The sequence below is a fragment of the Streptomyces sp. NPDC014727 genome (genome assembly GCF_043083485.1).
Taxonomy (GTDB): Bacteria; Actinomycetota; Actinomycetes; order Streptomycetales; family Streptomycetaceae; genus Streptomyces.
Map to the genome: position 1 here is coordinate 203233 of NZ_JBIBYR010000012.1, position 22828 is coordinate 226060.

Here is a 22828-nt window from a genome sequence, read left to right on the forward strand (position 1 = left end):
GCAACCTTCCGGCGAAGCGCAGGCGTCCTCCAGATCATGGACAGCCGACGCGAAGCCATCCGCGGGGTCGCCGGATGCGCGATCGCCGCCGCCGGCGGGGCCGCCGGGATGCTCGCCTGGGCCCCGTACGGCCGACGCGGAATCTTCGGCGGCTTCGAGGGCGAGTCGGAGTGGAACGTGCTCTGGCTCGGGTTGCCCGTCATGACCCTCGGCGGCATCGCGGCCGGGCTCACCCTTTTCGCCCTCGTTCAGCGCAAGTGGCGGCCGGCCCTCGGGGCGGCGGTGCTCCTCACGGCCCTGGCCGGCTTCGGAGTGGCGTCCGACGTGCTGGACGGGCCGCCGATGAACTGCGGGCCGAAGTGCTGAGCCCCGGCCGGCCCCGTCACAGCTCGACGCGGAGTTCCTTCAGCCCCCTGATCACATAGCCCGGGTTCCACTCGGGCTCGGCCGCCAGTCGCAGGTTCGGGGCACGGCGCAGCAGCTCGCCGAAGGAAGCGGCCAGTTCGACCCGGGCCAGCGGGGCGCCCAGGCAGAAGTGGATGCCCGCGCCGAAGGTGATGTGCGGGTTCTCCCGGCGGGAAAGGTCCAGGGTGTCCGGGGCCGGGAAGCGGGCCGGGTCGCGGTTGGCGGAACCGAAGAGCAGGGCCACCTCGGAACCACGCGGAACGACCGTGCCGTCGATCTCGATGTCGTCGAGCACCCAGCGCTCGAACATCTGCAACGGAGTGTCGTACCGCATCAGCTCCTCGATCGCGGTCGGCAGCAGCCCGTGGTCGGCGCGCAGGGCGGCCAGCTGCTCGGGGTGACGCAGCAGGGTCCACCAGCCGTTCACCGTGGTGTTGACGGTGGCCTCGTGGCCCGCGTTGAGCAGCAGTACGCAGGTGGAGACCATCTCCTGCTCGCTCAGCCGCTCCCCCTCGTCATGGGCGGCGATGAGCGCGGAGATCAGATCCGTGCCGGGGTTCTTCCGCCGCTCCTCGATCAGCTCGCGCAGATACGCGGAGAATTCGAGCGAGGCGCGCACGGCGGCACGGGCGGTGTCGTCGGACGGGTTCAGTTCAAACATTCCGCAGATCGCCGCCGACCAGGGCCGCAGCGGGGCGCGGTCGGACTCCGGGATGCCGAGCATCTCGGCGATGACGGCCACGGGCAGCGGTTCGGCGACCGCCTTGAGCAGATCGCCGCCGCCCGCCTCCACGAAGGAGTCCACCAGCCCGGCGGCCAGCCGCTGCACGGTCGGGACGAGCTGCTCGACCGTACGCGGGGTGAACGCCTTCGAGACCAGGCGCCGGATCCGGGTGTGGTCGGGCGCCTCCAGGTCGAGAAGCCCCTGTCCGTTCAGGGTGTGGAAGGGCTCGTGCGCGGCGGGCGGCGGTGTACGGCCGAACTCCTCGTGGGTGAAACGGTGCAGGTACGTACGGCCCAGGCGGCGGTCGCGCAGCAGCGCGGACACATCGGCGTGGTGCGGGACGAGCCACTGGTCGGTCGGCTCGAAGTAGTGCACCCGGCCGGCGGCACGCAGGGTGGCGTAGGCGGGGTACGGGTCGGCGACGAACGCCGGGGACCAGGGGTCGAACGAACCGAAGGGGGCATCGGCCGCGGAACGGGAAGACGGGTGCATATGCGGACGCTAACCGGACCCACCGCCCGCCGACCACCCCCGCCCGGTCCCCCCGGGTCCCCGGGCCCCTCAGGAAGGCGTGACCAGCCGGGCCTCGTACGCGAAGACGGCCGCCTGCGTGCGGTCCCGCAGCCCCAGCTTCACCAGGATGCGGCTCACATGCGTCTTGATGGTGGACTCGGCGACCACCAGACGCGAGGCGATCTCCGAGTTGGACCGCCCCTGCGCGATGAGGACGAGCACCTCCGTCTCGCGCTCCGTGAGGTCGCCGATCCGGGCGAGGGCGGGCGGGCGCGGGACCTCGGCGAGCTTCGAGAACTCGTTGATCAGCCGCTTCGTGACGGTCGGGGCGAGCAGCGCCTCGCCGGAGGCGACCACCCGTACCCCGTCGGCGAGCTGGCGGGCGGAGGCGTCCTTGAGGAGGAAGCCCGACGCCCCGGCGCGCAACGCCTGGTACACGTACTCGTCGAGGTCGAAGGTGGTCAGCACCAGCACCTTGGCGTCCGCGTCGGCGGCGACGATCTCGCGGGTGGCCTCGATGCCGTTGAGCTCCGGCATCCGGATGTCCATCAGCACCACATCGGGCCGCAGCGCCGCGACCTGCGCGATGGCCTGTCGGCCGTCGACGGCCTCGCCGACGACCTCGATCCCCGGCATGGCGTTGAGCAGCACCGAGAAGCCCTCGCGGACCATCATCTGGTCGTCGACGATCAGCACCCGGATGGGCGGAGTGGTGGGGGAGGTGGTCATGCCGGTCATGCTCTTTCCGCCTCTTCCGTCTTCTCCAGCCGGATCTCCCGCTTTTCCGGCCGAGCCCCGAGCCTCTCGCCCGTCACGTACGGCTCATCCGTCCCGTACGGCTCATCGGTCTTGCCATGCGTCCTGTGCGTCCCCAGTGTCTCGTGCGACTCGTGCGACTCGTGCGACTCGTGCGACTCCTGCGACTCGTGCGGCTCTTCGGCGAGACGGACCGGGATGAAGGCCGTGATCTCGTAGCCGCCCTCCGCCGTCGCCACGGCCGTCATGTCGCCGTCCAGCATCGCGACCCGCTCCCGCATCCCGGTGATCCCGTGACCGGCACCCGGCGAGGGCTGCACCGGACCGGTCGGCGGCCCGTTGACGACGCGCAGACCGAGCCCGCTCAGCACGTAGCCGATCTCCACCTTGGCCGTGGCACCCGGTGCGTGCCGCAGCGTGTTGCTGAGGGCTTCCTGAATGATCCGGTACGCCGACAGCTCGACGCCCTGCGGCAGTTCACGTACCGCGCCGGTGACCGTCTTCTCCGTCTGCAGACCCGCCTCGCGCACATTGGCGAGGAGCCCGTCGAGCTGGGCGAGGGTGGGCTGCGGGGCGTCCGGCACCTGCTGGTCCTCGGCCCGTACGACACCGAGGACCCGGCGCAGTTCGGTGAGGGCGGCGACCGCGTTCTCCCGGATCGTGGCGAAGGCCTGCTCCAGCTCGGGCGGCGGGTTCTCCACCCGGTACGGGGCGGCCTCGGCCTGGATCGCGACGACCGACATGTGGTGGGCGACCACGTCGTGCAGCTCCCGGGCGATCGTGGTGCGCTCCTCGAGGAGTGTGCGCCGGTCGCGTTCGACGGCGGTCACGGTGCGCTGCACGGTCACCTCGCGCTCCGCGTCGCGACGGATCTGCACCACGGCCACCACCAGCAGTGCGAACGCGGAGACCACGGCAAGGACGGAGGTGGTGGAGGAGGTGTGCCAGCCGCCCAGGTTGTCCAGCATGCCGCCGAACGCCAAGGTGAGCCCCCACATCCAGGCGGCGGTACGGGGCCGGGTCCGGGCCGCGACCACGACCAGCACCGTCAGATGCGAGAGAAAGGTACTGGGCACCCATGGCCAGTAGTGACCGTCGATGACCGCCGCGAACGGAGTGAGCGCCATCGATATCCAGAACGCGCCGACCGGCCTGACCAGCGTCATCAGTACGGTGATCGCCGGGAGCAGCATGAGCATGACGGTGCCGACCGCCATACGCAGAGCGCCGGAGTCCGCCGAGAGCAGGCCGATGAGGACCACGAACAGGGCTGCCGTGCCGACCAGTGCGTGGGGCGTCCACGCGATACGCTCACGCATCCGCTCCGGCAGTTGCCGGAGCAGCGGCCCGTCGGTCCTCATCCGCTCCAGCGGACGGTATGCGAAGGCGTCACGGAATAGGTCCTGCCGCAGGCCGCCCAGCGTTCCCGCGGCCATTCGGTACTCAGGGCTTCTGCTCTTGGTCTCGGTCACGTTCTCAAGGTAGGGGCCGAGCGCCGCCCGGGTCGTCAGCAGTGATACGGATCCTGCGCCGTCCGTCGCAAGTACTACGGGCCGGACCGCCGACGGGCCCCGCTCACCAGGCCAGCTGGGCCAGCTCCTCCGCCACCACCGCGCACGCGTCGGTCGCCGGGTCGATCAACGGGTAGTGGCCGACGTCGGGCAGCAGGGTCAGCCCCACCGTCTCCCCCGCCTTCGCCGCCGCGTCGACGAACGCCTCCGAGACCGCCTGCGGCACATCGAGGTCGGTGGTGCCCTGCACCACCGTCGTCGCGATCCCGGTGGGCAGCAGCGCAGCCGGGTCGGCGTGCGCGGAGCGTTCCTCGACGTCCTCTTCTCCACCGAGGAACTGGACGACCGCGCCCGAGCACACATTCAGCTCGACGGCCGTGGCGAAGTCGGCGATCGGTGCGAGGGCGACGACACCCCGCAGCGGCGGCGGTGCGGGCAGCCGCCACGGCGAGTCCTCGGGCAGCACGTGCCGGGCCGCTGCCCACAGCGCGAGCTGCCCGCCGGCGGAGTGCCCGGTGACGACGATCCGCCGGGCGTCGGCCTCCGGAAGCTCCCGCGCCAGCAGGTCCGGCAGCGCGTCCATCGCCGCGGCGACGTCGTCGAGGGTCTCCGGCCAGCGGCCCGCGACCGGGCCGGAACCCCGTTGCTGCGGGATCTCGCCGCCGCGCCGGTACTCGACGCTGGCGACGGCGAAACCGCGCCGGGCCAGAAAGTCCGCGAACGGCGAAACGTGCTGCCGGTCGTACGGCGCCCGCCAGGACCCGCCGTGCACGACGACCACGACCGGCGCACCGCTCCGGCCGTCGCGCGGGGCGTAGAAGTCGATCAGCTGGTCGGGGTGGTTGCCGTAGGCGGCGGACGCATCGGGGGCGACCGGTGGATGCGAGAGGGCCGACTCGGTCTCGGCTGCGTCACGATCACGCGCGGCAGAATCCGACATGCTGCTCCCACCGTCCTGTCTCTGAGCCCAACTGGGCTGACCTGCGGGGACGGTACCAGTACGGAAGGCCGCCGGTACCGGCGGCGGACCAGCAGAACCAGCGCTCGCACCAGCCCCGCGCGGACCCACCGCGCGATCCCACGAGACGACCCACGACGCGGACCCACCGCACGAACCCGCTACGGCGACCCGGACGTCACCGCCGACCCGGCCGTCAAGCACGCGCCGGGGACGGGCCAGGGCCGCCGGCTCCCGGCCCGCCGCCGCCTCAGGCCGCGTCCGCCAGCACCTCGCCCAGTACCCGCGCCGCCCGCTCCACGTCCGCGAACCCCACGTACAGCGGTGTGAACCCGAATCGCAGCACGTCCGGCCGCCGCAGGTCACCGACGACGCCGCGCCCGATGAGCGCGCTCATCACCGGTTCCGCGTCCGCGCACCGCAGCGCGACCTGGCTGCCGCGCTCCGCGTGCGCGTCCGGGGTGACGGAGGTGACCCGGCCCTCGGGCGCGTACGCGTCGACGCATTCCAGGAAGAAGTCCGTCAGTGCCAGGGACTTGGCGCGTACCGCCTCGATCGACACCCCGTTCCACACGTCCAGCGACGCTTCGAGCGCCAGCATGGAGAGGATGTCCGGGGTACCGACCCGGCCGCGTACCGCACCGTCCGCCGGGACGTACCCCGGTGTCATGCCGAACGGGTCGGCGTGCGACGTCCACCCCGGCAGGGGCGAGTCGAAGGCCGCCTGGTGGCGTTCGGCGACGTAGAGGTAGGCGGGCGAACCGGGGCCGCCGTTCAGGTACTTGTACGTGCAGCCGACCGCGAGGTCCACGCCGTGCGCGTCGAGGCCGACGGGCAGGGCGCCCGCGCTGTGGCACAGGTCCCAGACGGCGAGCCCGCCCGCCGCGTGCACGGCGGCGGTGAGTGCGGGCAGGTCGTGGAGCCTGCCGGTGCGGAAGTCGACATGGTTGAGCAGGACGGCCGCGGTACGCGGTCCGAGGGCGTCCGGCACGTCGGCGGGCGCGACCGGGACGAGCCGGTGGCCGGTCATCCGGGCCGCCGACGCGGCGATGTACCCGTCCGTGGGAAAGGTCGTCGCGTCGACGAGGATCTCGTCGCGTCCTTCCGGCGCCAGCCGGCTCGCGGCGACGACGGCCTTGAAGACGTTCACGCTCGTCGAGTCGCCGACGACGATCTGCCCGGCGGCGGCCCCGACGAGCGGGGCGATCCGGTCGCCGATCCGCTCGGGCGCGGTCCACCAGCCGCTCTCGCCCCAGGACCGGATGCGCAGCTCGCCCCATTCGCGGGTGAGGACCTCCTGCACCCGGGCGGGTACATGGGCGGGCAGCGCGCCCAGCGAGTTGCCGTCGAGGTACACGGTGTCGTCGAGGGTGAACAGCTTGCGCAGATCGGCGAGCGGGTCGGCTGCGTCGAGTGCCGCGGCACGCGCGGCGAAGGTCTCAGACATGGCTGCGCGCCGTCCAGAGCTCGGGGAACACGTTCTTCGTGGCCCGCTTCTCCAGCCACGAGACCCCGGCGGAACCGCCGGTCCCGGTCTTCGAGCCCATCGCGCGCCGGGTGGCGACGAGATGGTCGTTGCGCCAGCGCCACACCAGTTCACCGACGTCGGTCAGCGCCTCGCCGAGCCGGACCAGCTCGTCGTGCTGGTCGGGGTTGGCGTAGATCTCCGTCCAGACGGCCTCGACCTCGGGGGACGGCTCGTACTTCTGCGTGAGGTCCCGGCCGAGCACGGCCTGCGGTACGGCGTACCCGCGCCGGGCGAGCAGCGCGAGCGTCTCGTCGTACAGGCCCGGTTCGCCGAGCGCCTTCTCCAGCTCGGCGTGGACGCGGGGCGCGCCACGGTGCGGCACGAGCATCGACGCGGACTTGTCGCCGAGCAGGAACTCCATCCGCCGGTACATCGCCGACTGGAAGCCGGAGCCCTCACCGAGGGAGGCGCGGTAGGAGTTGAACTGGGCGGGAGTGAGCTGGGCGAGCGGCGTCCAGGAGGCGTTGAGCGCCTCCAGCTCCCGCACCGACCGCTTGAGCGCGTCGCGTGCCACGACCGTCCGGTCCTCGCGCAGGGCGTGCGCGGCGGTCTCCCACTCGTGGACGATGACGGTGAACCAGAGTTCCATGACCTGGGTGGTGACCAGGAAGACCATTTCGCCCGGGTCGTCGGAGCGAGGGTGCTGGAGGTGGGTCAGGACATCGGCCTGGACATAGTCCTCGTACGGAGTCGTTCCCGCGAAGTCGAGGTGCGGGGTCTGCGCACCGGTGGCTTCGGGGTCGGGGTGGATCGTCGACATTGCTGTCTCCTCGACACGAGCTTCCGGGTAGCGGTCCGCCCCTTCCGTGAGGTGGTGGAGCTCCGGTCCCCTGTCGGCATCCTAGACGGAGCCCGCACAAGCGTGCAGACCCCGCAGATGCCTGTACATCTGCGGGGTCCGGAACGTCACAAGGTGTACGTGTACGGCAGGGGCCGCTCGTCCGGAACATGCCGGGCTCGCGTGTCCCGGCACCGGGCCCCGGCTCGCTGATCCGGCCTGATCCGAATGGGGGACCCTGAGGTACGGGACAGTCAGCCGAGGGTCTCGGCGGCGGTCGGCGAGGAGTCGCGCAGGAACGCCGAGCAGCGCTCGTACTCCTCCTGCTCGCCGATCGCCTGGGCGGCCCGCGCGAGGGCGTGCAGGGCGCGCAGGAAGCCGCGGTTCGGCTCGTGCTCGAACGGTACGGGGCCGTGGCCCTTCCAGCCGGCCCTGCGCAGCGCGTCGAGGCCGCGGTGGTAGCCGGTGCGGGCGTAGGCGTACGACTCGACGACGCGGCCGCCCTCGAACGCCTCGTCGGCGAGCTGCGCCCAGGCCAGGGAGGAGGTCGGGTACTTCGCCGCGACATCGGCGGGGGCCGTGCCGTTGGCGAGCAGCTCGCGCGGCTCCGGGTCGTCGGGCAGGTGGGTCGGGGGAGGCCCCCCGAGCAGGTTCTCGTGGATCGACATGGGTTCAAGTGTGCCTGGCACCTGCGCGCCGGGGTACCCGGCCGCCACTCGGGAAGGCAGTTCGCGCCGGGGCGCTCGCACGCTCCATGAGGTTCAGTCCGCGCCGGCGGTACCGGGCCGCCGCTCGGAGGGCCGGTTCGCGCCCGGCGTCTCCACGTCCTCGCGCTCGGGCTCCAGAGGTGGGGCGACGACGCCACAGTGCACCGTGCACTCAGGTCGCGCCTTCCGCTTCTCGTCCGGCACCGCGGCAGGTTTCCGTACGGTCGCCCAGGCGATCACCGCGCCCAGCACGAGCAGCCCGGCACACATCGGCATGGCCCGCCGGAACGTCACGGCGAACTCGTCGGCGTTCCGGTAGGCCTCCGGGCCCATTCCGGCGAGCAGCGGCAGTGCGGCCACCGCGATCAGCCCGGCGGCGCGGGCGGCCGCGTTGTTGATCCCGCTGGCGAGGCCGGCCCGTGCCGTGTCCACCGAGGCCAGGACGGTCGCGGTGAGCGGCGCCACCACGGTGACGAGTCCGACGCCGATCACACCGACGGCGGGGAGCACGTCGGTGAAGTAGCCGGAGACGGAGTTCGACCCCGGTCCGACCCGCAGCATCAGCAGCATTCCGGCGGCGGCGACCAGCGGGCCGACGGTGAGCGGGATACGAGGCCCGATGCGCTGCCCCAGTTCGCCCGAGGAGGCGGAGAAGAGGAGCATCAGCACGGTCGTGGGCAGCAGGGCCGTGCCTGCGCCGAGGGCCGAGTACCCGGCCACGACCTGGAGCTGGATCGCGGAGAGGAAGAAGTAGCCGCCGAGCGCCGCGTACACACAGAGGGTGATGATGTTGACGACGGTGAACTGCCGGGACGCGAACACCGAGGGCGGCAGCATCGGGTCCGCCCGCCGCCGCTCCACCTGCACGAACACCGCCCCGAGGACGATCCCGGCGACGGCCGCCCCGATCACCACGCCGGACGCGCCCTGTCCCGGCGCCTCGATCAGCGCGTAGGTCACCAGCGCGAGGGCGAGCGCGCCGAGCACGGCGCCCAGCACGTCGAAGCGCCCGTGTGCATCGGGGTCACGCGATTCCGGTACATGGCGCAGCGCCACCGGCAGGCAGACCGCGGCGACGGGCACGTTGAGCAGGAAGACCCATCGCCAGCCGGGTCCGTCGACGAGCCAGCCGCCGACGAACGGCCCGATGGCGGCACCGACCCCGCCGAGCCCCGACCACAGTCCGACCGCGCGGGCCCGGTCGTCCGGATGGAAGCTCGCCTGGATCAGTGCCAGCGAACCGGGTGTGAGGAGAGCCCCGCCGATGCCCTGAAGGGCGCGGGCGGCGATCAGCACGACAGCGTTCGGCGCGATGCCGCACATTACGGAAGCGGTGGCGAACCAGACGACTCCGACGACGAAGACCCGCCGTCGCCCGTACCGGTCCCCGAGGGCGCCCCCGAGAAGGATCAGCCCGGCGAGGGTCAGCATGTAGGCGTTGACGGTCCACTGGAGGGCGGCCAGGTCGGTGCCGAGGTCCTTGCCGATGCGGGGCAGGGCGACGTTGATGACGGTGGAGTCGAGCAGGGCCATGCTGGAGCCGAGGACGGTGGTGAGGATGACCCACCGTCCGGTCGGAGAAGCGACGCGGATGGCTCCCGTCTCTGCGTCAGACATACGAGCAGCATCCCCGTTCCACGCCGGGAAGGCCATCGGACGGGCCATCGGGGCAGGGGATGCTCACGGGGCTGCGGTCGGCCGGTCGGGGCGACGGACGGCTGCTCCCCTCACCGTTCCGGTGCCGGGACGGAGTACCGGGGGTTGCCTCGGTCGGTCCCCGGCCCTACGACGCCCTTCCCGTCACAGCCCGCACGCCCCGGATCAGCGCCTCCACGCCCGCCTCCGCCTTGGACCGCGGACACCCGACGTTCAGTCGCACGAAGCCCTCCGCCCCGTACACCGCCCCCGGCATCACCGCGACCTTCTCGCGCTCGATCAGCACCCGCTGCAACGCCTCGTCGTCGTCGATCCCGGCCGGACGCAGATCGATCCAGGCCAGGTAGCCGGCCTGCGGCGGCTCCCACCCCAGCTCCGGGAAGGCCCCGTTCAGCCGTTTCGCGACCAGCGCCAGGTTTCCGGCGATGTACGCGCGAGCCTCGTCCAGCCACGGGCCGGCCTCCCGGTACGCGGCGATGTGCGCGGTCAGTGACAGCACCGCCGGGGAGGCGAGCCCCTCTGCCGTCTCCATCCGGCGCAGAAACTCCGCCCGGTCGGCCGGATCTGCGATCAGCCCGTACGAGCCGGTCAGCGCCGGGAAGTTGAACGCCTTCGACGCGGAGGTGATCAGCGCCCAGCGCTCCTCGCCGCCGACCCGCGTCCACGGCACATGCACCCGCCCCTCGTGCACGAAGTCCGCGTGGATCTCGTCACTGATCACCAGGACTCCGTACCGCGCGGCGAGCGCCGACATCTCGCCCAGTTCGGCCTCCGTCCACACCCGGCCCGTCGGATTGTGCGGCGAGCACACGAGAAGGACCTTGCTGTCGGGGCGGGCGAGCTCGCGTTCCAGCGCGGCCGTGTCCCCCACCGGCACGCCCCGCAGCTCGCGCCCGAGCCCGGTGATCGCCTTGCGGAAACCGTCGTACGTCGGGGTGTGGACGACCACGCCCTCGCCCTCGGCCGTCCACATCTGCAGCAGTTGCGAGAGCTGGCTGAGCACGGACGGCCCGTACACCAACTGCCCCGTATCGATCCCCGTCCCGTACCGGGTCGCGTACCAGTGGGCTATCGCCGAGCGGAAATCGTCCTGCTGCCAGGTCGTGTAGCCGAACACGCCGTGGTCGAGCCTGGCCCGCAGCGCGCTCAGCACCTCCGGTGCGGTCTCGAAGTCCATGTCGGAGATCGTGAACGGCAGCAGTCCGTCCGCCCCGAACCGGTCCGCGACCCCGTCCCACTGGACGCACCAGGTGCCCCGGCGGTCGACGACGGTGTCGAAGTCATAGTGGGCGCTGGAACTCACAGGGATCCCTCACTTCTTCTCTCGGACATGTCGTGGGACTTCTTCTCTCGGACATGCCGTGGGCCCGGCACCCCAGGGGATACCGGGCCCACGGCCGCGCTTCGTACCGGCGGCTACTTCAGCCGGGTGCCGGTGGACCGCAGGTTGGCGCAGGCCTCCGTGACGCGCTTGGCCATGCCCGCCTCGGCGGACTTGCCCCAGCTGCGCGGGTCGTAGACCTTCTTGTTGCCGACCTCGCCGTCGACCTTCAGCACACCGTCGTAGTTGCGGAACACGTGGTCCACGATCGGGCGGGTGAAGGCGTACTGGGTGTCGGTGTCGAGGTTCATCTTCACGACGCCGTTCTCCAGCGCGGTGGTGATCTCCTGCTCGGTGGAGCCGGAGCCGCCGTGGAAGACGAAGTCGAAGGGCTGGCTGCCGGCCGGCTTGCCGTACTTGGCGGCGACGCCCTCCTGGAGGTCCTTCAGCAGCTCGGGACGGAGCACGACGTTGCCCGGCTTGTAGACGCCGTGGACGTTGCCGAAGGAGGCGGCCAGCAGGTAGCGGCCCTTCTCGCCCAGACCGAGCGCCTCGGCGGTGCGCAGCGCGTCGTCGACGGTCGTGTACAGCTCGTCGTTGATCTCGTGCGTGACGCCGTCCTCCTCGCCGCCGGTCGGGGTGATCTCGACCTCAAGAATGATCTTGGCGGCGGCGGCCTTGGCGAGCAGTTCCTGGCCGATGGCCAGGTTGTCGGCGAGGGTCTCGGCCGAACCGTCCCACATGTGCGACTGGAACAGCGGGTTCTGGCCCTTGGCGACGCGCTCGGCGGAGATGTCGAGCAGCGGACGTACGTAACCGTCCAGCTTGTCCTTGGGGCAGTGGTCGGTGTGCAGCGCGACCGAGATGCCGTACTTGGCGGCGACGATGTGCGCGAACTCGGCGAGGGCGACGGCGCCCGTGACCATGTCCTTGCTGTACTGGCCGCCCAGGAACTCCGCCCCACCGGTGGAGATCTGGACGATGCCGTCGCTCTCCGCCTCCGCGAAGCCGCGCAGTGCAGCGTGCAGGGTCTGCGTCGACGTCACATTGATGGCCGGGTAGGCGAACTTGCCTGCCTTCGCCCGGTCGAGCATCTCGGCGTAGACCTCGGGGGTTGCGATGGGCATCTGACCGCTCCTTGGGGTGTGCGGGTGTGCGTGCTGGTTCCCTGACCTGGGGGCGACGTCATCGTCGCCCCCATCTTCCCAGACTCTTGCTCCGGCTCCACCTGGCCCTTCCCCCGGTACCCGGACGAGTGGTCGGCGGGCATGCGTCGAGGGCGGGCTGTTTCACGTGAAACAGCCCGCCCTCGAAAGAAACCGCAGGTCAACCCCTACATCAGGCCAGATCGAGGTCCGCCACCGTGTATGCGTGGAGGTACGGGAGCCCGGCCTCGGCGATGGCCGGAGCCGCACCCCGCTCCACGATCGTGGCGACGGCGACGACCTCGCCACCGGCCTCGCGCACCGCCTCGACCGCCGTCAGCGGCGAACCCCCGGTCGTCGAGGTGTCCTCGACGACCAGGCAGCGGCGGCCCTTCACATCCGTGCCCTCGATGCGGCGCTGCATCCCGTGCGCCTTCTGCGCCTTGCGGACGACGAACGCGTCCAGCTCCTGCCCGCGCGCGGCGGAGGCGTGCAGCATCGAGGTGGCGACCGGGTCCGCGCCCAGCGTCAGCCCGCCCACGCAGTCGTAGTCCAGTTCGGCGGTGATGTCGAGCATGACCTGACCGACCATCGGAGCGGCCTTGCCGTCCAGCGTGATGCGGCGCAGATCGATGTACCAGTCGGCCTCAAGACCCGAGGAGAGGGTCACCTTGCCGTGCACCACGGCCTTGTCCTTGATCTGCTGGAGCAGCTCAGCACGTACGTCAGTCATGGCTACGAGCTTAAGGCGCGCGCCCCGGGGCCCGCGCCCGCGCCGGAGCCGGCCTCCGCGCCAGGGCCCGTGCCGGGTCAGAGCCTGCGCCAGCTCCAGGTCGACGCGATCTCCAGCGGTTCGATCGGGGTGACGTACCGGGGGTCGGTGTTCAGCCCGTTCGGCGGGCCGGACTGCGGCTCCACGCAGACCGCCTCGGCCTGCTCGTCGTAGATCACGACCCACTCGGCCCGGCTCTTCACGGTCAGCTCCAGCTGCTCCGGCCAGATGAGCGTCACATCGACGCCGTCCGGCATCCCGAAGCAGTCGTCCCACGGACCGGGCAGCGGCGGGATGCGGCGGCCGGTCGGCAGATGGTTCTCGCCCCGCTCCTCCTGCCAGGCCGCGTCGAAGGCGATCTCCACGTTCTTGCCGCCGCCGATGTCCCGCAGGAACCAGGGGTGCCAGCCGGCCTGTGCCGGGAACGAGTCACCGTACGTCTCGATGCCGAACGCGAGCGTGAGCGAGTCCTCCGCCAGCTCGAAGGTCTGGGTCACCCGGCCCGGATACGGCCACGGGTCGGCGAGGTCGTAGTAGAACGAGGCCTCCCGCTCGCCCACCCGGGCGGTGCGCCAGGCGGTGTCCCTGCCGGTGCCGTGGATGGCGTGCGGCGGGGAGTTCAGCGGCAACCGGTGCTGGACGTCGCCGTTGTGAAAGAGCCCGTCCTCGGTGCGCCCGCACCACGGGACCATCGGGAAGCAGCCGTACCGCTCCCCCTGCCGCAGCAGTTCGGTACCACCGATCCGCAGACTGCTGATGCGACAGCCGTTGACGGGGTTCACGGTCAATTCTGCGTCGCCGACGGACAGCCGGACGTCCTTCTCGCTGCTACTCACCGGAACGACATTACTGGCGACGCTACCTGCGCCGCCGCAACGCCCGGCTCACCACGACAGCTGACGCGAGCGCGAGCGCGGCGGCGGGGGCGACCCAGCGCAGCGTGACGCCCGCGGTGGTCGAATCGGGTGACGGAACCGGCGCGTACCTACCGCGCGGCGGCGCGTGGTCGACCTCCTCGGCGCTGCGGCCGATCATGGTGCGCCGGGCGTGCGCCGCCTCGGCCGGGGGGCCGTCGGGGACGGTGAACTCCGCGTCCGCCATGGGGTCGAGCGACGACGGAGGCACGGGGGCCTCGAAGACGGAGCCCGTGCCCGGAGGCTTCTCGGCGGAGGGTGATTCGTCCGCGGCGGCATCCTGCGGGGGCGGGGTGTCGTCCGTGTCGTCCGTGTCGCCGGTGTCGTCGGTGGCCTCCGGCCCGGAGTTCCGGGCGGCGGCCGCGCCGGTCGCGTCGGCCTCCTCGGCCCCCTCCTCGATCGCCTGCTCCACCGCTTCCCCGACGGACCGCTCGGCCTCGCCGAGTGCCTCACCCGCAGCGGCGCCGCCCGCCAGCGTCTCCGTCACCAACTGCTGCGCGAAGCGGTCCAGCAGCCGGTGGGCCGCCGCGAGCGCCGCCGCCCGGTCCAGCTCCAGCAGGCGGCCGTCACCGCTCGCCGTACCCGCGAAACCGATCGCCGTGCCGCCGTCCTTCTCCGTCAGGCTGACCGTCAGCGTCAGCTTCGCCGAGCCGGTTCCCCTGGCCTCGACACCCTCGCCCGCCACCAGGATCCCGCCCCCGTCCGGACCGTCCTGCGCAGAGGCGGTGAGCCGCAGCACGCCCCGGTACGTGATCGTGTGGCCGTCGACCCGGATCCTGAGCCGGCCGGACAGCGGACCGGCGGACTCGTCGGCGTCCCGTTGAAGCCCCGGTACGCAGCGCGCGACGCGGGCGGGATCGCCCAGCGTCCGCCGCAGGGACGGGGCCGGAACCGGAACGAACACCTCATGCTCCATGGAAACCGAGCCTACTCAGCCCCGGCCATCCCGTCAGCGGTTCTACGTCATGCCGGGGGTCCGAGGCCCCTCGGCGGTCTCGCTGCCCCTCGGTGGTTCCGCGTCACGTCTGCGTCTCCGCGTCAAGCCGGCGGTTCCCGGGCCCGTCAGCCGTTCGGCTCCCCGGCGCCGCCGGGCGGCGGGTTCACCGGTCCTCCCAGTACCGCGGATGCACCAGCGTCGACGGCAGCAGGCCGCCCGGCCGGGCGCTCTCCGCGTCCCGGCCCGCGCGCACCAGCGAGGACCGCGTCAGCGACCGGAGCGTCGGCGCCTGCGGGGAGAGCCGGAGCGCGGGCTTGGCCGCCGTACCCGCGAGGACGAAACCCCAGCCGTCCTGGGCCTGCGCCCGGTGCGTGGCCCGGTCGGGGCCGGCCGCGAAGTCGGAGAGCCGGCCGCCGATCCGGTACGGACGGGTGTGCAGGCCCGCGGCCCTCATCGACGCCTCCACCGTCCAGTACGTATGCGGCCGGGTGACCGGCGGACCCCCGTGCACGGCCAGTCGGCCGCCCGGGGCGAGGGCCTCGGCGACCAGGCCGTAGAACTCCGCCGAATAGAGCTTCGTGCTGGTGGAGATCCCGGGGTCGGGCAGATCGGAGATCACCACGTCGTAGCCGCCGTGCGCCGCCCGCAGCCAGTTGAAGGCGTCCGCGTTGACGACGGTCAGCCGGGGATCGCGGAACGCGTGGGCGTTCAGCGCCGAGAGCGCGCGGTCGGTACGCGCCAACCGGGTGACGCCGGGATCCAGCTCGACGAGGGTGACGCGGCGTACGTCCCGATAGCGCAGCACCTCCCGGGCGGCGAGACCGTCGCCGCCGCCCAGGATCAGGACGCGGGCGCGCGGCCCGTTCATCGCCGGGTGCACCAGCGCCTCGTGGTAGCGGTACTCGTCGCGCGCGCTGACCCGCAGCCGCCCGTCCAGATACAGATCCAGGGAGCTGCGGCCCGCCCCCGTCAGCACGACCTCCTGGACGCCGGTCTGCAGCGCGACCCGCACCCCGTCCCCGTACACCGCGCGCCGCGCCGCCCGCTCGAAGTCGTCGACCAGCGCGGTGGCGACGGCGAGCACGGCGATCACAGCCACGTTGACGACGACCAGCAGCCACCGGGAGCGCGGGGTGAGGTCCCGCCGGAACACCCACAGCACCAGAGCCCCGCCCGCCGCCGCGTTGACCGCGCCGGTGAACAGCGCCCCGGTGAGCTGTCCGAGCACCGGCAGCAGCAGAAAGGGGAACGCCAGTCCGCCCACCAGCGCACCCACGTAGTCGGCGGCGAAGAGGTCGGCGACGGCCCCGCCCGCGTCCTGCCGGTCGACACGCTGGATCAGCGTCATCAGCAACGGGATCTCCGCTCCGATCAGGACGCCGATCGCGAACGAGAACCCCACCAGGGCGTACCGCGACTCCCCGATCCACGCGAACGTCGCGTACAGCACGAGCGCCGAGGAGCCGCCGACGAGTGCGAGCACCGCCTCGATCAGCCCGAACCCGACCGCGGCACGGCTGCGTAAACGTTTCGCGAGGAGCGAGCCGACGCCCATCGCGAACACCATCACGGAGAGCACGACGGACGCCTGGGTGACGGAATCACCGATCAAGTAGGAAGCGAGCGCCACCAGTTCGAGCTCGTACACCAGACCGCAGGCAGCACAGACGAAGACAGCGGCCAGCACGAGACACCGACCGGTCCTCGGTCGTACGGGAAGGCATGCCGCGCCCCCTCGCAGCGACACCTGCTGGTCGATCATGAGGCGAACGCTACGTCACGAAGAGGTTGCCGCCTGTCACCCACAAGGGTGCGAGTGGCGTGCTCACACCGGAGTCGGGGCCGCGTCAGAGTGCTGCCGCCGGCGTCCGCACGCCCACCCGGGTGCGCGTCACCACCAACTGCCCCTCCTGCGGGTACGCGTGCCAGGTGCGCCACCGCACCTGGCCCTCCGCCCGCTGGGCGAGCATGGCGGTGAAGGCGTGCGGGCTGCCGGGGAACGTCCCGGCGAGGCCATGGGGATGGTCGGTCACGAGCGCGAGGAGCTCCTGGGCACGCCCCGCGAACGAGCCCGCCGAGAGTGTCTCGACGCGCGCCGCGAATTCGTACTCCCACTCCCCGATCCGCTTGGCGACACCCAGCGGCAGCGGTGTGCTGCTGCCGGGGATGCACGCCACGGTTTCGGAACAGGTGCCGCGGTCCTCCTCGAGCAGCACCTGATGGGAGGCGCCGAGAAGGCGCATCTGAAGTCGGGCACCCGCGAGATCGAGGTCGAGCACGGCCAGGGCGGGGAGCGGTTCGCGCCCCAGTGCCCAGGCCAAATCGGCAGCACGGGTGTCGGAATAGGCCGTCTGGAGGGTCGTGAGCATGGGTCGGCTCCGCAAACAAGCGTGGACGCATGGACAGGGGGCGCCTCCGACGTGCTGCACGTGGGAGGTGGTGAGGCGCCCGATCAGGTCCAACTCAGGTCCGAGGGCTGGAAGTTCTCTCCACCGAGGGAATCACGAAGTAAGCCGCGTCCACAGTGTTTTTACCCAACTTGACGTGGTTTCCATCCCCTCGGGGGCCCCTCGGTTCATCTGTTCACCGGGATCTCGCGGAAAGCCCCAACAAAAAGGTGCCCGGCGGGAGTTCACCCGCCGGGCACCTGTCGGGCACCGGACCGCTCGGGTCCGGCACCGGGCATGTGGCCTGCCCGGTCACGGATCAGCTGCCCCGTGTCAGCTGCCTCCGCCGCATCCGCCCCCGCCGCACGAGGAGCCGCCACCGCACGAGGAGTGACCGCCGCCGCACGAGTGCCCCCCGGAATGACCGCCGCACGAGTGACCGCCGGAGTGACTGCCCGAATGACCGCCGGAGTTACTGCCGGAGTTACTGCCGGAGTCACCGCCGACGCTTCCGCAGGACGAGCCACCGCCGCCGCCACCGCCATTGCTACCGCCACCGCCACCGGCCCACCAGCTGCCACCCGCGGCGCTGCCGCCGCCGGCACCCCGGCGCGCACTCCGTGCGCGCGCCTTCTTCTTGTTCCCGGCCCTCGCCATGAGCGAGACGATCAGTCCGATCACGGCCACCGCGATCACCATTCCGACAAAAGTCCCCACGACCTCATGTCCTTCCGATCCCCCGAAGCGAGGTCCCCCCGCTTCCGTGCGCTTCCCGCGTGACTGGGGGATGCCCCCGGCCTCGTTCGGCCAAAGCAGACTTGAGCAACTCCAGAGCTTCGGCGCAGGATGGCGGCCATGACCCAGGGACGACCGCTGCTCAACCCCCGCCTCGCCGAGTTCGGCACGACGATCTTCGCGGAGATGTCGGCACTTGCCGTACGGACCGGCTCCATCAACCTCGGCCAGGGCTTCCCCGACACCGACGGCCCCGAAGAGATCCGCGAGGCCGCGGTCCGGGCCCTGCGCGCCGGACACGGCAACCAGTACCCGCCGGGCCCCGGCGTCCCCGAACTGCGCTCCGCGATCGCCGACCACCAGCGGCGCTTCTACGACCTGGACGTCGACCCCGACACAGATGTCCTGGTCACCGCGGGGGCGACGGAAGCGATCGCCGCGACCATGCTCGCCCTCCTCGAACCGGGCGACGAGGTGATCGCCTTCGAGCCCTTCTACGACTCCTACGCCGCCTGCATCGCGATGGCCGGAGCAGAGCGGGTGCCGCTCACTCTGCGCGCGCCGTCCTTCCGCCCGGACCTGGACGAGCTGCGCGCCAAAATCACCCCGCGGACCCGTCTCCTTCTCCTCAACACCCCCCACAACCCGACCGGGATGGTCCTCACCGCCGAAGAACAGAGCACCATCGCCGCACTCGCCGTCGAACACGACCTGCTCGTCGTCACCGACGAGGTGTACGAACACCTGGTCTATGAGGGCGCGCACCGCCCCATCGCGGCCCTGCCCGGCATGCGGGAGCGCACCGTCTCCATCTCGTCCGCCGGCAAGACCTTCTCGTACACCGGATGGAAGGTCGGCTGGGTCACGGCGGACGCCCCGCTCGTCGCCGCCGTCCGGACGGCCAAGCAGTACCTGACCTACGTCAGCGCGGGCCCCTTCCAGTACGCGATCGCCGAAGCGCTGCGCCTGCCGGACACGTACTTCGACGGCTTCCGCGCCGACCTGCGACGCAAGCGCGATCTGCTCGGCGGCGGGCTGCGCGCGGCCGGGTTCGAGGTCTACGAACCCCAGGGCACGTACTTCATCACCACGGACATCTCCCCCTTCGGCGAGAAGGACGCCTACGCCTTCTGCCGCGCCCTCCCCGAACGCTGCGGTGTCGTCGCCGTCCCCAACTCCGTCTTCTACGACACCCCCGACGCCGGCCGCAGCCAGGTCCGCTTCACCTTCTGCAAGCGCGACGACGTCCTCCAGGAGGCGGTCGGCCGCCTGCGACGCCTGGCGTCCTGAATCCGCGCCCCTTCATCCCGAATGAAGTACGGACAGCAACCTGACAGGGGCGGACAGGTCCGCCGCCTCACAGGCCTGTCACAACTTACGTGCACACAGAACCACTTCCGGATCGGACGCGTGATCACCGGTGACACATTTATGCCGCACCTCCTGAGGACCTTCATGACGCGCAGATGGCTGCTTATCACCACGATCACCGTATTGACCGTCGCGCTGGCCTTCGTCGTCGTCCAACTGGTGCGCGGCCAGGACTCCGGAAAGGAACAGGCCACGGCGAAACCGGCCGGGGCGAAACCGGCCGCGTCGAGCCCGGCCGACGGCAAGAAGCACAGCGACGGCCCCGTCCCGGCCGGCTACCTCGGCACCTGGTCGGGCTCCATCGACAACCCCTCGGGCCACTCCACCCGGCAACTCGTCATCCAGCAGGGCACGGTGGGCCAGTCCGTCCTCACCCTCACCGCGGACGGCCCGCTCGACAACGGCGGCTCCTACCACTGCGTCTTCAAGGCGGACCTGGCCTCGGAACCGACCCCGAGCGGCCCCGTCGAGGTCGGCCCTTCCACCGTCACCGTCGGCGAACCCATGTCGTCCTGCACCGCGGGCAAACCCACCACACTCACCCTGCTCCCGAACGGCTCCCTGAGCCGCGGGAACACGGACACCGGCGAACAGCTCACGTACACCAAGGCCGACTGATCAGCCCAGCAACGCGGAACCGCGTTCAGCAACAGGGCGTGGACGAATCTGTCGGGCGCCGTCGTGAACTCCCGTGCAACTCAGCCGAGTCAGGCGGTTCCGAGCGGCCTGGGCACCGATCGCCGAGGCCGGGCTGAACCATCGCCCGCGCCGCCGGAACGCCGCAACTCCCCATGTTCCGCTGCCCCGGACAAGGCGTCACCGCATCTCCCGGCGCACGGGCGCACGCGGCGCACCTCCAGGGGCGGTCAGGTCCGCTGTCTCGCATGTCTGTCACAACTCACGTGCGCATCGAACCACTTCCGGACCTGACGCGTAATCACCGGTGACACATTTATGCCGCACCTCCTGAGGACATTCATGACGCGCAGATGGCCGCTCATCACCACGATCACCGTATTGACCGTCGCGCTGGCCTTCGTCGTCGTCCAACTGGTGCGCGGCCAGGACTCCGGGAAGGAAAGGGCCGAGGCGAAACCGGCCGCGTCGAGCCCGACCGACGACGCCGAGTCGCTGCAGGGCCTCGGCTGGTGGCCCCTGCACCAGTCCGGCACCGCGAAGGCCGGCGCGCAAGACGCCGTGGTCAGCGGCGGCACGCAGTGGACCGACGGCCCCAAGGGCGGCGCCTTGCATCTGGACGGCACCAGCGGATATGCGGACTCCAACACCCGGCTCGACACCGTGGGCAAGGACTACTCGGTCGCCGCGCGGGTGCGCCTCACCCCCCAGGGCATGACCGGCATGCGCACCGCCGTGTCCCAGGACGGCGACGGGATCAGCACGTTCTTCCTCCAGCACTCCGACCAGGACGGGAACTTCGCCTTCAGTTTCTTCGGTACCCGTACGGTCGCGGAGACGCCCGAGAAGCCGCAGCCCGGCCGCTGGTACCACCTGACCGGCACGTACAGTCAGAAGGACCACCGAATGCAGCTCTACGTGGACGGCCGGCTCGCGGGAACCAAGGTGGCTACCAACAGCGTGAAGCCCACTGGCACTGTGGTGATCGGACGCGCCAAGTTCGGGGGGAAGGCGACCGACTACTGGAACGGTGACATCGCCGACGTACATGTCTATGACCGGGAGTTGACGTCCCGTGAGGTGGCCTCGCTTTCCTCTCGCGAACCGGGCTGACCGGCGCTGACGGGGCGAGTTCACCGCCGCCGCAGCCTGACGGGCGCCGCACGGGTGCACGGCGGCTCGCGGCGGCGTCTGCCGGTTGTCCCGCAGCCGGCGGAACCCGTCTTGCCTACAGACGACCGGAGAGGAAAGGCCCTTGTCGGCCAGCGCTGCGACCGAAGACCTCATTCCTGGCCCCCGTGCCGCGGAACCCCGCCCCGACGAGTTCCTCAGAGCGCTCTACCACTTCCACGGCAGCGCGTTGCTGCAGTTCGCCGCACGGCGGCTGGAGGGCGACTGGCACCGCGCCGAGGATGTCCTCCAGGAAGTCGCGATACGCGCCTGGCGGCACGCCGAGGAACTCGACCCGACCACGGATTCGGTGCGGCCCTGGCTGTTCACCGCGCTGCGCAATCTGGTCATCGACGGCCACCGGGCCCGCCAGGCCAGACCACCGGAGACCGGTGACCCCGAACTCGCCCACCTGCCGGTGTCCGACGGCGTGGACCACATGCTCACCTCCCAGGTGCTCATCGACGCGTTGCGAGACCTGCGGCCGGCACAGCGCGAGGTCCTGCTGCACGTGCACTACCTGGGACGCAGCGTCAACCAGACGGCCGAGGTCCTCGGCGTGCCGCCGGGCACGGTCAAGTCCCGGACGTTCTACGCCGCCCGCGCCCTGCGCGAGGCACTGCACAGCCGCGGGCTGTACGCGGCCGGCCTGTACCGCGAGGCCGGATGACACTTAGAGGGCCCAACAGTAGGCTTCGCGGCGTCGCCGGGCTGGGGCACGCACCTTCACCCCCGCTGCCTACCGCCGGGCTCTCTCATGCCAGACGTCCCACGTGCCGGGTGATCTCCAGGCCGAGCGGCCCGGTGTCGAGCGATCCACCCGCACCGACACGCCAGCGCCACCCCGTGGGTGCCTCGCCGACCACTAGCAGCGCGTCCCCGCGCCGCAGACCGGCCAGTGCCCCCTCCCGTCGCGGGAGTTGCGAGGCGTCCACGACGAACAGATGCGGCGCCTCGCCCTGAACGGCGATCCGGCTGCTCCCCTCGATCAGCCGGTAGATCTGGGTGACGTCGGGCGAGCCGGGCTCCGGCGCCCCCGTGCCCGCCGACGCCACGGTGGCGAACGCCTCCTCCAGGCTGGCCGCGTCGTGCAGACGCGAGGTCCACGGCTCGTCGCCGGAAAGGAACCGGCCGCCGGCCAGGGATCCCACCAGCGTGACCTCGGCGAGCGCCCCCACCGGGCCGGCGAGCGCCTCGGTGACGATGGCCCGCACCAGGCTGCGCACCTCCTCGTCCGGACCCGTCACCGAGACGGGCCCCGCCGCCCGGGAGAGGTCGACCAGCACGCGGTCGGGTCCGTCCAGGCCCACCGTCACCGTCAGCGCGTACGACAGGGCCGGTTCGCCCTCCGGGCCGGGGCGGTGCAGATCGTCGGGCGAGATCGTCCAGCGCTCGCCGTCCGCCTCTACGGTCCAGGGCGCGGGGGCGGCCTCCTCGGCCCCGGCCAGCAGCAGTGCGAGCCGCTCCTCGGAGTAGACGACGGCGTACAGGTCGGGCAGCGACCGGCCGGAGCGCAGGCATTCGCCCGTCAGCCGGCGCAAGCCCGCGTTGACCACGTCCAGCGCCTCCCGGCCCACGACGGCCACCGAGGCGGCGACGGGCTTCGGCGGGCGGGGCCGTCGCTCGGTGACGATCAGCGCGGCCACCGCCCCGATCAGCGCCAGCCCCAGCACCACGGCCAGGACGTACCAGATCATCTTCTGACTCCTTGTCGGGACGCCCCGGCGGCGGAGCCGGGACGGTCGAGGACGAGGGCGGCACAGTCGCTGCGCCGTGCACCCGATGGCCACTACGGCGCCCGTCCGCGGATGGTTCACCGGTGCGCCGGGTGAACCATCCGCGTACCGGCGCCGTAGGTCCCGTCAGTGGCACGGGAGCCGCCGAGTGCGGCTGCCGAGGCCCCC

At 71.5% G+C, this 22828-nt stretch carries 21 protein-coding genes; 5 read left to right on the top strand and 16 right to left on the bottom strand.

Translation table 11 applies throughout. The features are described 5' to 3' along the window. Positions 1–36: 36 nt before the first annotated feature. Positions 37–366, top strand: coding sequence for a hypothetical protein (locus ACF1B9_RS20815; RefSeq protein ID WP_391744506.1), 330 nt, complete (start codon positions 37–39; stop codon positions 364–366). A gap of 16 nt (positions 367–382) precedes the next feature. On the opposite strand, the gene ACF1B9_RS20820 is transcribed toward ACF1B9_RS20815, so the two are convergent. The 15 genes from ACF1B9_RS20820 to ACF1B9_RS20890 form a co-directional block, all read right to left on the bottom strand. Next, positions 383–1621 carry a cytochrome P450 gene (locus tag ACF1B9_RS20820; RefSeq protein ID WP_391744504.1) on the bottom strand — a complete coding sequence of 413 codons (1239 nt, stop codon included), beginning with the start codon at positions 1619–1621 and terminating at the stop codon, positions 383–385. 69 nt (positions 1622–1690) lie between these two features. Next, entirely contained in the window at positions 1691–2371 is a 681-nt protein-coding gene (locus ACF1B9_RS20825; RefSeq protein WP_391744502.1) for a response regulator, read from the bottom strand. Positions 2372–2376: 5 nt separating this feature from the next. Then, positions 2377–3834 carry a histidine kinase gene (locus ACF1B9_RS20830; protein ID WP_391744626.1) on the bottom strand — a complete coding sequence of 486 codons (1458 nt, stop codon included), beginning with the start codon at positions 3832–3834 and terminating at the stop codon, positions 2377–2379. Positions 3835–3973: 139 nt separating this feature from the next. After that, positions 3974–4849 carry an alpha/beta hydrolase family protein gene (locus ACF1B9_RS20835; protein WP_391744500.1) on the bottom strand — a complete coding sequence of 292 codons (876 nt, stop codon included), beginning with the start codon at positions 4847–4849 and terminating at the stop codon, positions 3974–3976. A gap of 268 nt (positions 4850–5117) precedes the next feature. Beyond that, complete coding sequence (gene kynU / locus ACF1B9_RS20840; RefSeq protein ID WP_391744499.1) at positions 5118–6314, bottom strand: kynureninase; 1197 nt, start codon at positions 6312–6314, stop codon at positions 5118–5120. Continuing rightward, on the bottom strand, positions 6307–7155 hold the full coding sequence (locus ACF1B9_RS20845; RefSeq protein ID WP_391744497.1) for a tryptophan 2,3-dioxygenase family protein: 849 nt from the start codon (positions 7153–7155) through the stop codon (positions 6307–6309). The genes kynU and ACF1B9_RS20845 overlap by 8 nt, the downstream gene beginning before the upstream one ends. A 272-nt stretch (positions 7156–7427) precedes the next feature. Further along, positions 7428–7841 carry a DUF3151 domain-containing protein gene (locus ACF1B9_RS20850; protein ID WP_391744496.1) on the bottom strand — a complete coding sequence of 138 codons (414 nt, stop codon included), beginning with the start codon at positions 7839–7841 and terminating at the stop codon, positions 7428–7430. Positions 7842–7934: 93 nt separating this feature from the next. Further along, entirely contained in the window at positions 7935–9497 is a 1563-nt protein-coding gene (locus tag ACF1B9_RS20855) for an MFS transporter (RefSeq protein WP_391744494.1), read from the bottom strand. 166 nt (positions 9498–9663) lie between these two features. Next, positions 9664–10839, bottom strand: a complete 1176-nt coding sequence (locus ACF1B9_RS20860; RefSeq protein WP_391744492.1) for a MalY/PatB family protein — start codon at positions 10837–10839, stop codon at positions 9664–9666. A 113-nt stretch (positions 10840–10952) separates the two neighbouring features. Next, entirely contained in the window at positions 10953–11984 is a 1032-nt protein-coding gene (gene fbaA, locus ACF1B9_RS20865) for a class II fructose-bisphosphate aldolase (RefSeq protein ID WP_391744491.1), read from the bottom strand. Between the two features lie 211 nt (positions 11985–12195). Beyond that, positions 12196–12735, bottom strand: a complete 540-nt coding sequence (gene pyrE, locus ACF1B9_RS20870) for an orotate phosphoribosyltransferase (RefSeq protein WP_351084159.1) — start codon at positions 12733–12735, stop codon at positions 12196–12198. Between the two features lie 77 nt (positions 12736–12812). Then, a complete protein-coding gene (locus tag ACF1B9_RS20875) occupies positions 12813–13610 on the bottom strand; it encodes an aldose 1-epimerase (protein WP_391744489.1) in 798 nt (265 codons plus the stop codon). A 22-nt stretch (positions 13611–13632) separates the two neighbouring features. Then, positions 13633–14604 carry a carbon monoxide dehydrogenase gene (locus ACF1B9_RS20880; protein WP_391744487.1) on the bottom strand — a complete coding sequence of 324 codons (972 nt, stop codon included), beginning with the start codon at positions 14602–14604 and terminating at the stop codon, positions 13633–13635. A 184-nt stretch (positions 14605–14788) separates the two neighbouring features. Then, on the bottom strand, positions 14789–16387 hold the full coding sequence (locus ACF1B9_RS20885; RefSeq protein WP_391744486.1) for a polyamine aminopropyltransferase: 1599 nt from the start codon (positions 16385–16387) through the stop codon (positions 14789–14791). Positions 16388–16472: 85 nt separating this feature from the next. Next, entirely contained in the window at positions 16473–16994 is a 522-nt protein-coding gene (locus tag ACF1B9_RS20890; RefSeq protein WP_391744484.1) for a DUF2617 family protein, read from the bottom strand. A gap of 873 nt (positions 16995–17867) precedes the next feature. Between ACF1B9_RS20890 and ACF1B9_RS20895 the strand changes: the two genes are divergently transcribed. The 4 genes from ACF1B9_RS20895 to ACF1B9_RS20910 all read left to right on the top strand — a co-directional run bounded on the left by ACF1B9_RS20895 (position 17868) and on the right by ACF1B9_RS20910 (position 21594). Next, positions 17868–19037, top strand: coding sequence for a pyridoxal phosphate-dependent aminotransferase (locus ACF1B9_RS20895; protein WP_391744483.1), 1170 nt, complete (start codon positions 17868–17870; stop codon positions 19035–19037). A 165-nt stretch (positions 19038–19202) separates the two neighbouring features. After that, positions 19203–19736, top strand: a complete 534-nt coding sequence (locus ACF1B9_RS20900; RefSeq protein ID WP_391744481.1) for a hypothetical protein — start codon at positions 19203–19205, stop codon at positions 19734–19736. Positions 19737–20096: 360 nt separating this feature from the next. Further along, positions 20097–20867: a LamG domain-containing protein gene (locus ACF1B9_RS20905; RefSeq protein ID WP_391744479.1), complete on the top strand. Its 771-nt coding sequence runs from the start codon at positions 20097–20099 to the stop codon at positions 20865–20867. Between the two features lie 142 nt (positions 20868–21009). Beyond that, positions 21010–21594 carry a sigma-70 family RNA polymerase sigma factor gene (locus ACF1B9_RS20910; protein WP_391744478.1) on the top strand — a complete coding sequence of 195 codons (585 nt, stop codon included), beginning with the start codon at positions 21010–21012 and terminating at the stop codon, positions 21592–21594. Between the two features lie 85 nt (positions 21595–21679). Here the strand turns inward: ACF1B9_RS20910 and ACF1B9_RS20915 are convergent, their stop codons facing one another. After that, complete coding sequence (locus tag ACF1B9_RS20915; RefSeq protein ID WP_391744476.1) at positions 21680–22621, bottom strand: hypothetical protein; 942 nt, start codon at positions 22619–22621, stop codon at positions 21680–21682. Positions 22622–22828: the final 207 nt, after the last annotated feature.